Annotated in this window: 15 protein-coding genes and 2 pseudogenes; 13 read left to right on the top strand and 4 right to left on the bottom strand. The window is 51.5% G+C overall.

The genetic code is table 11. The annotated features are described in order from the left end of the window. Positions 1-14 precede the first annotated feature (14 nt). Positions 15-320: a hypothetical protein gene (locus CGZ77_RS10340; RefSeq protein WP_036496817.1), complete on the bottom strand. Its 306-nt coding sequence runs from the start codon at positions 318-320 to the stop codon at positions 15-17. A gap of 188 nt (positions 321-508) precedes the next feature. Here CGZ77_RS10340 and argB point away from each other — a divergent pair, with 188 nt between their 5' ends. Further along, on the top strand, positions 509-1,399 hold the full coding sequence (gene argB, locus CGZ77_RS10345) for an acetylglutamate kinase (protein WP_009427472.1): 891 nt from the start codon (positions 509-511) through the stop codon (positions 1,397-1,399). Between the two features lie 199 nt (positions 1,400-1,598). Here argB and rpsJ read toward each other — a convergent pair whose 3' ends face one another. The 3 genes and pseudogenes from rpsJ to CGZ77_RS10360 all read right to left on the bottom strand — a co-directional run bounded on the left by rpsJ (position 1,599) and on the right by CGZ77_RS10360 (position 2,851). Further along, entirely contained in the window at positions 1,599-1,910 is a 312-nt protein-coding gene (rpsJ, locus tag CGZ77_RS10350) for a 30S ribosomal protein S10 (RefSeq protein ID WP_002642322.1), read from the bottom strand. 19 nt (positions 1,911-1,929) lie between these two features. Beyond that, positions 1,930-2,067 (bottom strand): annotated as a pseudogene (locus CGZ77_RS10355) (elongation factor Tu); the annotation flags it as partial. A gap of 105 nt (positions 2,068-2,172) precedes the next feature. Beyond that, positions 2,173-2,851: pseudogene (locus CGZ77_RS10360) on the bottom strand (IS1595 family transposase). A gap of 170 nt (positions 2,852-3,021) precedes the next feature. Between CGZ77_RS10360 and CGZ77_RS10365 the strand changes: the two are divergent. The 12 genes from CGZ77_RS10365 to CGZ77_RS12685 all read left to right on the top strand — a co-directional run bounded on the left by CGZ77_RS10365 (position 3,022) and on the right by CGZ77_RS12685 (position 13,988). After that, on the top strand, positions 3,022-3,564 hold the full coding sequence (locus CGZ77_RS10365) for an Ivy family c-type lysozyme inhibitor (RefSeq protein ID WP_009425760.1): 543 nt from the start codon (positions 3,022-3,024) through the stop codon (positions 3,562-3,564). 85 nt (positions 3,565-3,649) lie between these two features. Continuing rightward, a complete protein-coding gene (gene aspS, locus CGZ77_RS10370; RefSeq protein ID WP_009425759.1) occupies positions 3,650-5,458 on the top strand; it encodes an aspartate--tRNA ligase in 1,809 nt (602 codons plus the stop codon). Between the two features lie 77 nt (positions 5,459-5,535). Further along, positions 5,536-6,570 carry a dihydroorotase gene (pyrC, locus tag CGZ77_RS10375; RefSeq protein WP_009425758.1) on the top strand — a complete coding sequence of 345 codons (1,035 nt, stop codon included), beginning with the start codon at positions 5,536-5,538 and terminating at the stop codon, positions 6,568-6,570. A gap of 189 nt (positions 6,571-6,759) precedes the next feature. Then, the gene (locus tag CGZ77_RS10380; RefSeq protein WP_009425756.1) at positions 6,760-7,302 is read left to right on the top strand and encodes a carboxymuconolactone decarboxylase family protein; all 543 of its coding nucleotides are present in this window, start codon (positions 6,760-6,762) and stop codon (positions 7,300-7,302) included. 263 nt (positions 7,303-7,565) lie between these two features. Continuing rightward, entirely contained in the window at positions 7,566-8,672 is a 1,107-nt protein-coding gene (locus CGZ77_RS10390) for an acyl-CoA dehydrogenase family protein (protein ID WP_009425755.1), read from the top strand. A gap of 103 nt (positions 8,673-8,775) precedes the next feature. Next, a complete protein-coding gene (locus CGZ77_RS10395) occupies positions 8,776-8,949 on the top strand; it encodes a rubredoxin (protein WP_009425754.1) in 174 nt (57 codons plus the stop codon). Positions 8,950-9,039: 90 nt separating this feature from the next. After that, on the top strand, positions 9,040-10,449 hold the full coding sequence (gene dnaB, locus CGZ77_RS10400) for a replicative DNA helicase (RefSeq protein ID WP_036495828.1): 1,410 nt from the start codon (positions 9,040-9,042) through the stop codon (positions 10,447-10,449). A 121-nt stretch (positions 10,450-10,570) separates the two neighbouring features. Then, positions 10,571-11,254, top strand: coding sequence for a Tfp pilus assembly protein FimT/FimU (locus CGZ77_RS10405; protein ID WP_083479436.1), 684 nt, complete (start codon positions 10,571-10,573; stop codon positions 11,252-11,254). Between the two features lie 13 nt (positions 11,255-11,267). Continuing rightward, positions 11,268-11,861 (top strand): type IV pilus modification protein PilV, encoded by a 594-nt coding sequence (pilV, locus tag CGZ77_RS10410; protein WP_009425751.1) that lies wholly within the window; start codon positions 11,268-11,270, stop codon positions 11,859-11,861. Then, positions 11,858-12,976 carry a PilW family protein gene (locus CGZ77_RS10415; protein ID WP_009425750.1) on the top strand — a complete coding sequence of 373 codons (1,119 nt, stop codon included), beginning with the start codon at positions 11,858-11,860 and terminating at the stop codon, positions 12,974-12,976. The genes pilV and CGZ77_RS10415 overlap by 4 nt, the downstream gene beginning before the upstream one ends. 12 nt (positions 12,977-12,988) lie before the next feature. Further along, a complete protein-coding gene (locus CGZ77_RS10420; RefSeq protein WP_083479435.1) occupies positions 12,989-13,483 on the top strand; it encodes a PilX N-terminal domain-containing pilus assembly protein in 495 nt (164 codons plus the stop codon). Positions 13,484-13,496: 13 nt separating this feature from the next. Next, positions 13,497-13,988: a prepilin-type N-terminal cleavage/methylation domain-containing protein gene (locus CGZ77_RS12685; protein ID WP_009425749.1), complete on the top strand. Its 492-nt coding sequence runs from the start codon at positions 13,497-13,499 to the stop codon at positions 13,986-13,988. Positions 13,989-14,107: the final 119 nt, after the last annotated feature.

Genomic DNA, 14,107 nt, shown 5'->3' on the forward strand with positions numbered 1-14,107 from the left:
TCTCTGTCAGTCAGTTAAAGAACATCCGCAGCCGCATCCGTGCTGTCGGGGAACAAATCCATGCAGGCCGTGTTTTCGGCTTCGCCGCCCTCACTCAAAAACGGCAGGCCGCAGCTTGTGAGAATGACGGGATAATGAAGACGGTTGTCGTCGATATGGCGGAGTGCGGCGGGAAAATCGGGAAATTCGCAGCGGAAAACCAAGTCATGCGTTTGGTTGTTCCATCGGTACAGGCACAGGACGCTACAGTCTGCGAGGCGGGAAATCCGCCAGTAGGATGAAGCGAAAACGACGTTTGCGGTATCTTGATTTTGTGACATGAAAAAGCCCCTTTCACTTGGCTGGGTTAAGGGGCGTTAAGGATTGTTTGGATACCCCCTTGAATGGGGCGCAATATATAAGGCCGTCTGAAAACCGCATTCGCGGTTTTCAGACGGCCTCCCTCCGCTGTACCGCGGCCTGCGGTACAATCCGCAGCCTGCCAACGACAACAATAGAGGATTCCGATATGCACAAACCCACCGACAAGGTTTCTCCGCAGCTCAAAGCCGACATCCTGGCCGAAGCCCTGCCCTACATCCGCCGTTTCTCCGGCAACATTTTCGTTATCAAATACGGCGGCAACGCCATGACCGAGCAACACCTGAAAGAGGGGTTCGCCAAAGACGTGGCCTGGCTGAAACTGGTCGGCATCCATCCCGTGATCGTCCACGGCGGCGGGCCGCAGATTAACGAAATGCTGGAAAAAATCGGCAAAAAAGGCGAATTCGTCCAAGGCATGCGCGTCACCGATGCCGAAACGATGGACATTGTGGAAATGGTGCTCGGCGGCCATGTCAACAAAGAAATCGTCTCGCTGCTCAACCAAAACGGCGGCAGCGCCATCGGCATCACCGGCCGCGACGGCCACTTCATCCGCGCCAAAAAGCTGCTGCTGGACACGCCGCAAGGCCGCGTCGATATCGGCCAGGTCGGCGAGGTGGACAGCATCGACACGGCGCTGGTGCACACCGTTATCGAACGCAGCGGCATCCCGGTCATTGCCCCCATCGGCGTCGGCAGCGCGGGGGAGGCGTTCAATATCAATGCCGACTTGGTGGCCGGCAGACTGGCCGAGGAATTGGGCGCGGAAAAATTGCTGATGATGACCAACATCACGGGGGTGCTGGACAAATCCGGCCGCCTGCTCACCAAGCTGACACCGAGCCGCATTACCGAGCTGACAGCCGACGGCACACTGCACGGCGGAATGCTGCCGAAAATCGCATCCGCCGTAGACGCCGCCACCAACGGGGTACGGGCGGTGCACATTATCGACGGCCGCATCCTGCACGCCCTGCTCTTGGAAGTGTTCACGGACACGGGCATCGGCACAATGATTTTGGGTCGGGAAGATTGAGCAAAGCGCCGTCCCTACCCGAATTGGCGGAACAAAGGCCGTCTGAAAGCGCAGCTTCGGCGAAGTCAAAGCCGCGCTTTCAGACGGCCTCTTCCGTTATCCGCTAACCAACCGCGTGCCATTTATGTGGCCAAAGCATCTACGCACACAAAAAGCCGAACGGTTTCCCGTTCGGCTTTTCTTTACCGCTGCAAGCAGATTATTGGACTTTGATTTCCACGTCCACACCGGCCGGCAGATCCAGCTTCATCAGCGCATCGGTGGTTTTGTCGGTCCAATCCACGATGTCCATCAGGCGCAGGTGGGTACGGATTTCCAGCTGTTCGCGGGAAGTCTTGTTCACGTGCGGCGAACGCAGGATGTTGAAACGTTCGATTTTGGTCGGCAGCGGAATCGGGCCTTTGACAACGGCACCGGTACGCTTGGCAGTTTCAACGATTTCCTGTGCGGAACGGTCGATCAGGCTGTAATCGTAGGCTTTCAGACGGATACGGATTTTTTGGTTTGCCATTGATTCGTTATCCTTCAAATTAAGCGATTACGGTAGACACAACACCCGCACCGACGGTACGACCGCCTTCGCGGATGGCGAAGCGCAGACCTTCTTCCATGGCGATCGGAGCAATCAGTTCGACTGTGATGGCTACGTTTTCACCAGGCATAACCCCTTTTTCTGCTTTGAGGCCGTCTGAAAAGTCCAAAACGGCTTTTTCAGACGGCCTTTTCGCGTCGTATAGTGAGCCAAAATAAAAAAGGGGCTTAGGAAGCAAAAATCATTTTAAAGGATCATTCCGCAACATTTTCAGCAGTACTTTGTACAAATCATCATGCCTGTGATTGAAGCGAAATTCAGTTTCTTTCAGATGCAAGTAAAACGTATGTTTTGCTACACCATGTTGTGTATCAGACGGTGTTTTGCATAACTCCAAAACGACTCAATACCGTTAATATGTTGCGCTCCACGAGCAAACTCATTTTGCCCGTGATGCACCCTAAAATGCTTTGCAAATCCCATATCAATCAAACCATGATAACCGCGCCATCCGTCAGTATTGATGACGCTCTCAATGGAGATATGGCCGCGTATAACCTTTTGTAGCGTGGCTTTGGAGGCATCGGGTACGATTTCTGTATAAACCTTATCGCCCCGTTTGAGTACCCCAAAGACGATGGTTTTACCACCAGCACCGCGTCCGCGTTTGCCACGAATACGCTTCGCACCAAAGTAGGATTCGTCAAGTTCAACAACGCCATCAAAAGGAGTTTGCTGCTCGCATTCGGCAGCTAACCGTTGCGTAATTTTAAGAATAGCGTGTTGATACTTCTGACACTGATGCCAGTTAGTCTGGCAGTATCAGAAGCAGTCAAATCCAAGGCAAATAGCCGTAGAATTTGACGAAATTGTGGTTCAGAAATTTTGCTGAACTTTTGGTACTTGTTTTTTAATTTCATTTCAGAAGCTTATCACTGATTTGGGTGATTTTGCTTCCTAAGCCCCAAATAAACCTTTTCAGACGGCCTCTGAGGCCGTCTGAAAGCCCGATTAAAACCGCACAAAGTTTTGCAATCCGCCCGTTTGCCCTTTTCAGGCAGCCTGAAAAGGCTTTAACCCGTTTTATCAAATGCCCGCCATGCCCCGCCTTGCCCGAATTGCCGCCGCCCTTGCCCTGATGCTGGCCGTTGCCGCGCCCGCCGCCGCCAAATCCGTAGAAATCGAATGGATAGCCGATCGCCATCTGTCCGAGCTGCTCAAAAAACCCGCCTACCAACAAGTCTGGCGCAGCCAAATCCTGTCCGAAATCCCCGCAGAAGATCAGGCTTGGATTCAAGACGCCCTGAGTTCGAGCGGCCCCCACGGCGAAGTAAGGATAAACGGCAAACGCTATCTCGCTTCCACCCTGTGCCATCCGCACAACTGCGACGACAACAAGCTCTATATCCTGATCAACGAACAACGCGCCGTGGCGGCACACGCGCAGTTTCACGAACCGCACCGGATGCCGGCACACAGCGAACCTTACCAACGCACCGAAGCCTTCACGCTCCGCCACTACGGCCGGCCCGATAAAGCCGAAAAAGAAGCCCTGAAAGAACTGATATTTCAGGAATGGAAAGCGGAAGCCGAAGAAAATGCCCGGCAAAAACCGGACAGCAAAAACGAATAAACCGTTTTCAGGCTGCCTGCCTGAAAGCAGCTTGAAACAAACTTTTCAACCTATTTAATTGACGACTAACAGAAAGACCCAAAACATGCGTACCAACTACTGCGGCTTAATCAGCGAGCAATACTTAGATCAAACCGTAACCGTCAAAGGCTGGGTGCACCGCCGCCGCGACCACGGCGGGGTGATTTTCATCGACCTGCGCGACCGCGAAGGCATCGTCCAAGTCGTGATCGACCCCGACACGCCCGAAGCCTTTCAGACGGCTGATTCCGCCCGCAACGAATACGTTTTGAGCATCACCGGCCGCGTGCGCAACCGCCCCGAAGGCACCACCAACGACAAAATGGTTTCCGGCAAAATCGAAATTCTGGCCAAAGAAATCGAAGTATTGAACGCCGCCGCCACGCCGCCTTTCCAAATCGACGACGAAAACATCAGCGAAAACGTGCGCCTGCAAAACCGCGTGATCGACCTGCGCCGCCCCGTGATGCAGCGCAACCTGCGCCTGCGTTATCAGGTAGCCATGGGTGTGCGCCGTTATTTGGACGAACAGGGCTTTATCGACATCGAAACGCCGATGCTGACCCGCTCCACCCCTGAAGGCGCGCGCGACTACCTCGTGCCCAGTCGCGTGCATACGGGAGAATTCTTCGCGCTGCCGCAATCGCCGCAGTTGTTCAAACAATTGTTGATGGTAGCCGGTTTCGACCGCTACTACCAAATCACCAAATGCTTCCGCGACGAAGATTTGCGTGCCGACCGCCAGCCTGAATTCACCCAAATCGACTTGGAAACCTCGTTCTTGAACGAGGATGAAATCATGGACATCACCGAAGGTATGGCCAAACAGGTATTCAAAGACGCGCTGGGCGTGGATTTGGGCAACTTCCCGCGCATGCCCTATTCCGAAGCCATGTTCCACTACGGCTCGGACAAACCCGACATGCGCATCAGCCTGAAATTCACCGAGCTGACCGACCTGATGAAAACGGAAGAATTCAAAGTCTTCCGCGCCGCCGCCGACATGAAAGGCGGTCGCGTTGCCGCCCTGCGCGTGCCGAACGGCGCCAAATTCTCGCGTAAAGAAATCGACGAATACACCAAATTTGTCGGCATCTACGGCGCGAAGGGTCTGGCCTACATCAAAGTCAATGATGTAACCAATCTCACTAACGGCGAAGACAGCGGCCTGCAGTCGCCCATCGTCAAATTCCTGTCCGAAAGCAGCCTGAAAGAAATCATCGCGCGCACCGGCGCACAAAACGGCGATTTGATTTTCTTCGGCGCAGACAAAGCCAAAATCGTCAACGAAGCCTTGGGCGCATTGCGCATCAAAGTCGGCCTGGAACACGGCGCGGCCGACGGCTATTTTGTCGATGAGTGGAAACCCTTGTGGGTAGTCGATTTCCCGATGTTTGAATACGACGAAGAAAACGAGCGTTGGGCGGCCATGCACCACCCGTTTACTTCGCCCAAACCTGGCCATGAAGATTTGATGGACAGCGACCCCGCCAACTGCCTTGCCCGTGCCTACGACATGGTGCTCAACGGCTGGGAAATCGGCGGCGGCTCCATCCGTATTCACCGTGCCGACATTCAGGAAAAAGTGTTCGCCGCACTGAAAATCACACCTGAAGAGCAGCAAGAAAAATTCGGCTTCCTGTTGGACAACCTGAAATTCGGCGCACCGCCGCACGGCGGTTTGGCCTTCGGCCTCGACCGTTTGGTAACGCTGATGACCGGCGCCGAATCCATCCGTGACGTGATTGCCTTCCCGAAAACGCAACGCGCACAATGCCTGCTCACCAACGCGCCGAATGCGGTGGACGACAAACAGCTGCGCGAACTCGGCCTGCGTTTGCGCGTGAAAGCGGCGGAAAATAAAGAAGCCTGAGCAGTTTGAAACAAAAGGCCGTCTGAAAATCCTTTCAGACGGCCTCAATCACAAATACAGATTCCAAAGGAACATCCATGCAAACCCTCACCATCATCCGCCCCGACGATATGCACCTGCACCTGCGCGACGGCGACGCACTCAAAGCCGTTGCGCCCTATACCGCCCGCCAGATGGGGCGTGCCGTGATTATGCCCAACCTCAAGCCGCCCGTAACCGCCGTTGCCGACGCACTTGCCTACAAACAACGCATTCTCGCCGCCCTGCCCGCAGGCAGCCGCTTCGAGCCGCTGATGACGCTGTATCTCACCGACCAGGCTACGCCCGAACTGGTGCGCGAAGCCAAAGCCGCCGGCATCGTCGCTTTCAAACTCTACCCCGCCGGCGCGACCACCAATTCCGACTCGGGCGTAACCGACCTGTTCAAACTCATCCCCGTATTGCAGGAAATGGCGCGTCAGGGCATCCTGTTTCTCGTACACGGCGAAGTTACCGACCCCGACATCGACATCTTCGACCGCGAAGCCGCCTTTATCGAACGCGTGATGAAGCCCGTGCTCGCGCAAGTGCCCGATTTGAAAGTCGTGTTCGAGCACATCACCACCGCCGAAGCCGCGCGGCTGGTATTGGCAGCGGGCGACAACGTGGCCGCCACCGTAACTCCGCAACACCTGCTGCTCAACCGCAACGACCTCCTCGTCGGCGGCGTGCGCCCGCACCATTTCTGCCTGCCCGTGCTCAAACGCGAAAGCCACCGACTAGCCCTCGTCGCCGCCGTAACCGGCGAAAAATCCCACAAATTCTTCTTGGGCACCGACTCCGCCCCGCACGCCCGAACCGCCAAAGAAAACGCCTGCGGCTGCGCGGGCATGTTCAGCGCGATGACCGCCATCGAGCTGTACGCCGAAGTATTTGAAGCCGCCGGCGCGTTGGACAAACTCCAAGCCTTCGCCTCGCAAAACGGCGCACGCTTCTACGGCCTGCCCGAAAACAGCGACACCGTTACGCTGGTCAAAGAGCCGCAAAACATCCCAGCGTCCGTACCCTACGGCAGCGAAACCCTCGTCCCCATGCGCGCAGGCGGACAAACCGCCTGGCGCATGCTGGACTGAACCCGTCCGTACCGTCGGCAAGAGGCCGTCTGAAAAAACCGCGCAGCTGGTTTTTTCAGACGGCCTCCCACATTTCAGACGGCCTTATAACTTTTAGTTTGCCGCAACGGAAAAAGCGTTCTTTCCCCCGTCAGGCCGCCTCCGCTATTATCGCCGCCTCCCGAATACACACCGAAAAAAGGAAAAAACATGGCACGCTTAACCATCCATACCGTCGAAACCGCTCCCGAAAAAGCCACACCCCGCGTCGAAGCCGCGCTCAAAGCCAACGGTTTCCTGCCCAATCTTATCGGCGTGCTCGCCAATTCGCCCGAGGCGCTGGCCTTTTATCAGGAAGTGGGCAAGCTCAACGGCGAAACTTCGCTCACGCCGGGCGAGCGCGAGGTGGTGCAGATTCTCGCCGCCAAAATCAACGAGTGCGGTTTCTGCGTGGCCGGCCACACCAAACTCGCCACGTTGAAAAAACTGCTGACCGCCGACCAAATCGCCGCCGTGCGCGCCGTGTCCCCGATTGATGATGCCAAGCTGAATGCGCTGTCGGATTTCACGCAGCAGGTGATTGCGAAAAAAGGCAATGTATCCGACGACGAATTGCAGGCCTTCTTTGCTGCGGGCTACAACCAGCAGCAGGCGGTAGAAGTGGTGCTCGGCGTGGCGCTGGCAACGCTGTGCAACTACACCAACAATCTGGCGCGCACCGAAATCAATCCCGAATTACAGGCCTACGCTTAAAGATTCATTGCTTCAAAGGCCGTCTGAAACACCGAAATCCGCTTTTCAGACGGCCTTTTCCGTATCCGTACCGTAGGGGCTGTTGACATTCAGCTTGCGAAGCGGTTTTTTGAGGAAAAATCCGTGTTTGCAAGGAAAAAAGCGCAGCAAGGTTGGACACCTTGCGAGCATTTTTGACGCGGCAGGCGCGGATTTTTACCAAAAATACCGCCGCAATGCTGATTGTCAACAGACCCTAATACACCAATCAGGAGAACCGAAATATGTCACGCGAAACCCTGTTGCGGCAAACCGCCGAACTGGTGCAAACCGAATTGAAGCCCTTAGTCGAAGACATCGACCGCAAAGGGCTGTATCCCGAAGAATTTTTGCGCGGCCTGGGCGCGATCGGCGGTTTTGCCGCCGTCGGCACGCCGGAGGAGGGCGGCAGCGGGCTGGGTTTGACGGCGCAGATAGAAGTGCTGCGCGAGGTGGGGAAAGTGTGCGGCGCAACGGCCTTTTCCGCCTGGTGTCAGGCCGCCTGCGCCTGGTATCTGCACCAAACGCCCAATGCGGAAGTGAAACGCCGCTATCTGGCCGACGTGTTAAACGGCAAAGTGCTGGCGGGAACGGGTATGTCCAATACTGTCAAACACTTGGCAGGCATCGAGAAGCACCAGTTGCAGGCGGAAAAAACCGACGGCGGCTATATTGTCAACGGCATCCTGCCGTGGGTGTCCAACCTCGGCGAAAACCACATTTGGGCGAACACGGCGCAAATCGGCGGCAGCTACGTGATGTTTGTCACCGGCGGACAACGAACGGGCGTGTCGCTGATTCCCTGCCCGGAATTCTGCGGCTTGGAAGGCACGCGCACCTTCGCCATCAAATTTGAAAACGTGTTTGTGCCTCACGAAGACGTGATTGCTGAGCCTGAGCAGTTTGCCGACTATATCCAGAGCATCAAAGCGGGCTTCATCCTGCTGCAAATCGGCATCGGCGCGGGCATTGTCGACGGCTGTCTTGCCGAAATCGCCGCTGCCAACACGGGCAGCGAAACCAACGATTTCCTCGACAACGGTTATGAAGAACTGAACGGGCGTTTTCAGACGGCCTTAAACAAAACCGCCGAGCTGGCCGACGCTGCCTACCGCAACGAACCCGAACTCTTGGAAACCCTGCGCCTGCGCGAAGCCGCCGCCGTGCTCTGCCTCGACGCCGCGCAATCGGCCGCCCTGCACACCGGTGCGGCGGGCTATTTGATGCAAAGCCCCGTGCAGCGGCGCGTGCGCGAAGCGATGTTTGTCGCCATCGTCACCCCCGCCATCAAACACCTGCGCAAGGAAATCAGCGAGCTGGAATTTATGGGCGAAGGCGAGTTTTCGATTTAACGCCGCAGCAAGAGCCGCTACAATATGCGCGGGACGGACAGGCCGTTTTCAGACGGCCTGTTTCGTTTTGTGTAAAAACGGCAAATAAAAAGGAAAACGGAATATGGCTCAGTATGTATGCGTATTGTGCGAATGGATTTACGACGAAGAAGAGGGCGATCCCAAACGCGGCATCGCCCCGGGGACGAAATTTGAAGACCTGCCCGACGATTGGGAATGCCCCGAATGCTTCGCAGGCAAAGAGGAATTTCAACTGCTGGAATTTGGCGCGGAATAAAGTGCGCAGACAGAAAAAAGGGAGCGGCCGCAGGGCTGGCTCCCTTTCGTTTCGGCTATAATGCCGTCTGAAAAATATTGTGGTAAAGACATGAACGACTACGCCGATTACGACGAACATTCTTCCGAAGAAACCGCCGCCCTGTCGCTGCCGCCCAATTCGGTTGAGGCCGAACAGTCGGTGCTCGGCGGCCTGCTGCTGGAAAACAGCGCGTGGGACAGAATCGCCGACGTGGTGGGGGGCGAGGATTTTTACCGCCACGAGCACCGCGTAATCTTCCGCACAATCGCGTCACTAATCAACGAAAGCAAGCCTGCCGACGTGATTACCGTGCAGGAATACTTGGAACGCAACGACGAGCTGGAAACAGTCGGCGGTTTCAACTATCTGATTTCGCTGGCACAAAACACGCCGTCGGCCGCCAATATCCGCCGCTATGCCGAAATCGTGCGGGAGAAATCGGTGATGCGCCAGCTCGCCGAAGTCGGCACGGAAATTGCTAGGAATGCCTATAATCCGCAAGGCCGCGATGCCGCCCAGCTGCTCGACGAAGCCGAAAACAAAGTTTTCCAAATCGCCGAAAGTACGGCCAAATCCAAACAGGGCTTTTTGCAGCTGCCCGACTTGCTGCGCGAAGTGGTCGAACGTATCGACATGCTTTATGCCCGCGACAATCCCGACGAAGTAACCGGTGTTTCCACCGGTTTTATCGATTTGGACAAAAAAACATCCGGCCTGCAGCCGGGCGATTTGATTATCGTGGCCGGGCGTCCTTCGATGGGTAAAACCGCGTTTTCCATCAATATCGCCGAACACGTGGCGTTGGAAGCCAAGCTGCCGGTGGCCGTGTTTTCGATGGAAATGGGCGGCTCCCAACTGGTGATGCGTATGCTCGGTTCGGTGGGGAGGCTCGACCAGCATGTTTTGAAAACCGGCAAGTTGCAGGACGAGCACTGGGGGCGTCTGAACGAGGCGGTAAACCGTTTGGCCGATGCACCGATGTTTATCGACGAAACCGCCGGTCTGACCGCTTTGGAACTGCGCGCCCGCGCCCGCCGTCTTGCCAGGCAGTTTGGCGGCAAACTCGGTCTGATTGTTATCGATTACCTGCAATTGATGGAAAGCTCCGGCCGCACCGACAACCGTGCCGCCGCACTGGGTGAAATATCCCGGTCGCTCAAATCGCTGGCAAAAGAGCTGCAAGTGCCGATTATTGCCCTGTCCCAGTTGAGCCGCTCCGTCGAGCAGCGCACCGACAAACGTCCGATTATGTCCGATTTGCGCGAATCGGGCGCTATTGAGCAGGATGCGGATTTGATTATGTTTATGTACCGCGACGAATACTACAACCCCGAGTCGCCGATGAAGGGGTTGGCCGAATGTATTATCGGCAAACACCGTAACGGGCCGGTCGGTAAAATCTTCCTTACCTGGATGGGGCAGTTTACCAAGTTTGATAATGCTGCTTATGTGCCGGATGCGGCTACGGTTGAAGAGTGAGATACAGGGGTTTTAAATCAAATTGTGCTGGAATATGTATGCCTTTATCGTTTAGAATAACGGAATAATTATTTGATATGGGACATACGCTCTGTGAAAAGACGCGAATAGGGAAAGCTTCATGAAAATATTGGAAAAGGGTTTTACATTAGTTGAGTTGATGGTGACGATTGCCATTATGGCTATCATGGCAGCTGTAGCCATACCAAACTTCTCTGAGTGGTTGGCAAAACGCCGTGTTGCCGCAGCAGCAGAAAAGGTAGCTAACATGATTCGTTTGGGTAGATCTGAAGCTGCTCGATTGAATCTGCCCGTTTACCTTTGCCCTGCTCAGATCAGGAAAGATGGAAATCCTAATGGACAGTGCCAAGAGCAATACTCAGGTTCTGGATTGATGTTGTGGGCAGATAGAAATTTAGATAAGCAATATGTTCGAGGTGTTGATGAATCTTTGCGTGTGGCAATCATCAACCAAAGAAGTCAAGGGAACGATAATAGCGGCGATCGGGTTCAATATAGTGTACGTAGTGTGAAGTATGATGGGAGCGATGCGGCTAAAAATCCGAATACTTCCGTATTAGCATTTTTACCAGACGGATCTGTTCGGCGAATTACGACAGGAAATGCTACTGCAGATTTTCGTACGATAGATCCTATTAGTGGCTATGTTAAATTTACTCTAACCGATGCTCAGGCTAAGGATGAAAATAGTAAGTCTTCTCGTTCTGTTGTATTATTAGTATCAGGAAATCAAGTAAAATTCTGCGATAGAGCAGGTGATTTGAAAGCATGCGAATATAAATAAAGGGATATGTAGCATGAAGTCTGTAAATGTTTCTCAAGATAAATTACGAGTTCAAGGTTTTGCTCTTGTAGAGGTGTTGGTCTCTGTTGTTGTTTTGGCTTTGGGAATTTTGGCGTTGTTGGCGACACAGTTGCGCTCTGTGAGTAGTGTTAGAGAGGCCGAAACACAAACCATTGCAGCTCAAGCAGCTCAAAATCTGATTGAGGGGATACTTTCTAACCCTGAATTGGAGTTGGATAATGCTGGAACTTGGACTAAAAAAAATTATGGGCATTATAAATCAGATGATACAAAAATGCCTAAAAACGAACCAAAATATAATGAATATACATTAAATCAACTAGCTTTGTGGCAACTATTTAATTTTTCTAAAGAATTGGAATCGGGTAAGCTGGGGGATATGGGGGTTAAATGGCGAATTTGTGAAGATGATAATTTAAATGATAAGCCAGAGATTATGGCTGATGGTACTTTTGATGCTAAATGTAGTGGTAGTGGTAATATTGCTATCAAGATAGCGTGGTTAGTAGATCCAAATTCTTCTGGAGTGCAGGGGGCGAAAAACCAGTCAGTAAGTTATCAAACATATTTGAAAGATGGACAATGATGAGCAATAAAAATATAAAAATTAGTATGTTGTCTAATAATTATAGACGACAATTATCCGTATCTGGCTTTACTTTGATTGAACTCTTAGTAGCTGCTGCTTTAAGTATGATTGTTCTTGTTGCTGCTGGTTCTGGTTTTATTGCAACTCAAAAATTAAGTACTGCGGCTAATGCACGGCTTCAGGTACAGCAAGATTTAAGAAATGCAACTAATATGATTGTGCGTGATGCACGGATGGCTGGTTTCTTTGGATGTTTCAATCTATCTAAACAAAGTGTTGATGGTGGAATTGTTCTTAATGACTACGGGGTGTATAAAAATAATAATTATACTAATCACAATAGACTGGATGACTTGCTTTATAAAAATGAACAGAATCAGGGTATAAAATTGATACCTGTAGCGGATGCTCGTGGGTGGTTGAATTCTAATTTTTCCTTTCTAGGAAATAATGTTTTATTATTTACTTATGGTATTGGATCTGGTAACGCTAAAGTAAGCGGTAATTTTTTTAATATTAATATTCCTCAGACGGATGAGTTAGCAGAATTAAGTGGTCATGATGCTGCTCCTGTTGTAGTTAGTAGCTGTTCTACTTTGGAGAGGTTTTCTGGAGCAAAAAAAGTTTATGCTAGGCAACAACTACGAGTTGCTCAGGTTCCCGTTCCTCTTGTGGATGTGAATAATGCGACCATTTTTAGGCAATCCGTTAATGTATATGCTATTGGCCAACCTAATGGGGGAGATAAAGGTTTGTATTTGTTCCAGATGAATGCAGATGGTACATTTGGTGAACCGCAACTTTTATTAACGGGAGTGGATAGTTGGGATATACAGTTTGGTTATTATGCCTCTTCTCCTGCGTGTACTGAAAAAAATAATGATGCAAAAATTAAATTTCAAAAAACAATATTGACAGGAGCTAAGGCTCCTCCCCCAACTTTATTGCGTCTTAAGTTGCAAGGTAGGGGAGGGGATGGGAATTTAGTTGCAGGAAAAAGTTCTAATGGTTCTGCATCTGATATTCAAACGTATCATATTGATGCTACAGTACATGCAGGTGCTTTTTGTGCTGATCGTGGTTTCCAGCAAGAAGTGAAATTTATAAGATAGGAAAATTTTACAATGAGAATAAAGCAAAGAGGGTTTTCATTACCTGTGGTTATGGTGATGATGCTTGTGCTGGCAGTTATGGTATTGGCAGCAGCACAGTCATTTAATACAGAGAGTAGAATCAGCAGCAATGATGCAGATAGGAAGATGGCGATGCAAGTGGCTGAGTCTGCATTACGAGGGGGTGAGGCTAAGATCAGCAGTCTTAAATTAAGTCAATTTCCGACAGTTCCAGGCTGCAGTAAAGAGGGATTATGTATGCCTGGTGATAAAAATCCTGTTTGGGAAGGCTCGTGTGATGGTTCTCAAGTTAGTTGCTGGGAATCAAGAGCTGTTGATTATATTGTAAAACCTAAAAGCCCGGTTTCTCGAAATCCTAAATATTTAATTGAACTTATCGGAAAAGAAGATGATGAAGATATTTTACGTGTTACAGTAAGAGCTTGGGGAGAAAATAAAAATACAGTGGTGACCCTTCAATCATATGTTGCTGCCACTCTTGATTGATTAAGGAATCCGAATGCAAAACAAAAAAATGTCTTACGTTGGTTTTACCTTAGTCGAGATGATGGTTACAGTTGCCATTATCGGTATCCTTGCCGCAATTGCAATTCCGTCTTATCAGGAACATGTAGAAAAAACCAATTTGGCTTATGCCCAATCGGAAATGTCTGAGGCTGCTACTTTTTTCAAATCGGAAATGGTTAAAAAACCCGGTTATTTTGAGAACGACATCAAAACAGAAGGAAAGCTTAAGACTGAAGCTGACAAAATAATTGATTCCGAAATAAGGGGAAAATACGACTTTAATGTTTCATTTATTACAAGATCTCCGGCTGATGCCTACAAGGTCGGCTTCCGCGCCTATGCCGTACCTAAGAATTCAGGTTACCGTTATGCGGCTTGGGCGGACAGCAGAGGTGCTAATTATGCCTGTATCGGAAACAATAGGGCAGCAAATATAGCGGCAGCAAAAGCGTTTCAGACGACTTCTCCCTGTGTCGTGAAATAATTTGAATTGTCTAATAGCTTCCTCAAACAAACAGCCCGCGAATCTGTTTTCAGTTCGCGGGCTGTTTGTTTGTCCCGCCGAATCACATTACAATCGCTTCCTTTTTTAAATGCTTGTCG

The organism is Neisseria sp. KEM232 (genome assembly GCF_002237445.1).
In the GTDB taxonomy this organism is placed as follows: Bacteria; Pseudomonadota; Gammaproteobacteria; order Burkholderiales; family Neisseriaceae; genus Neisseria.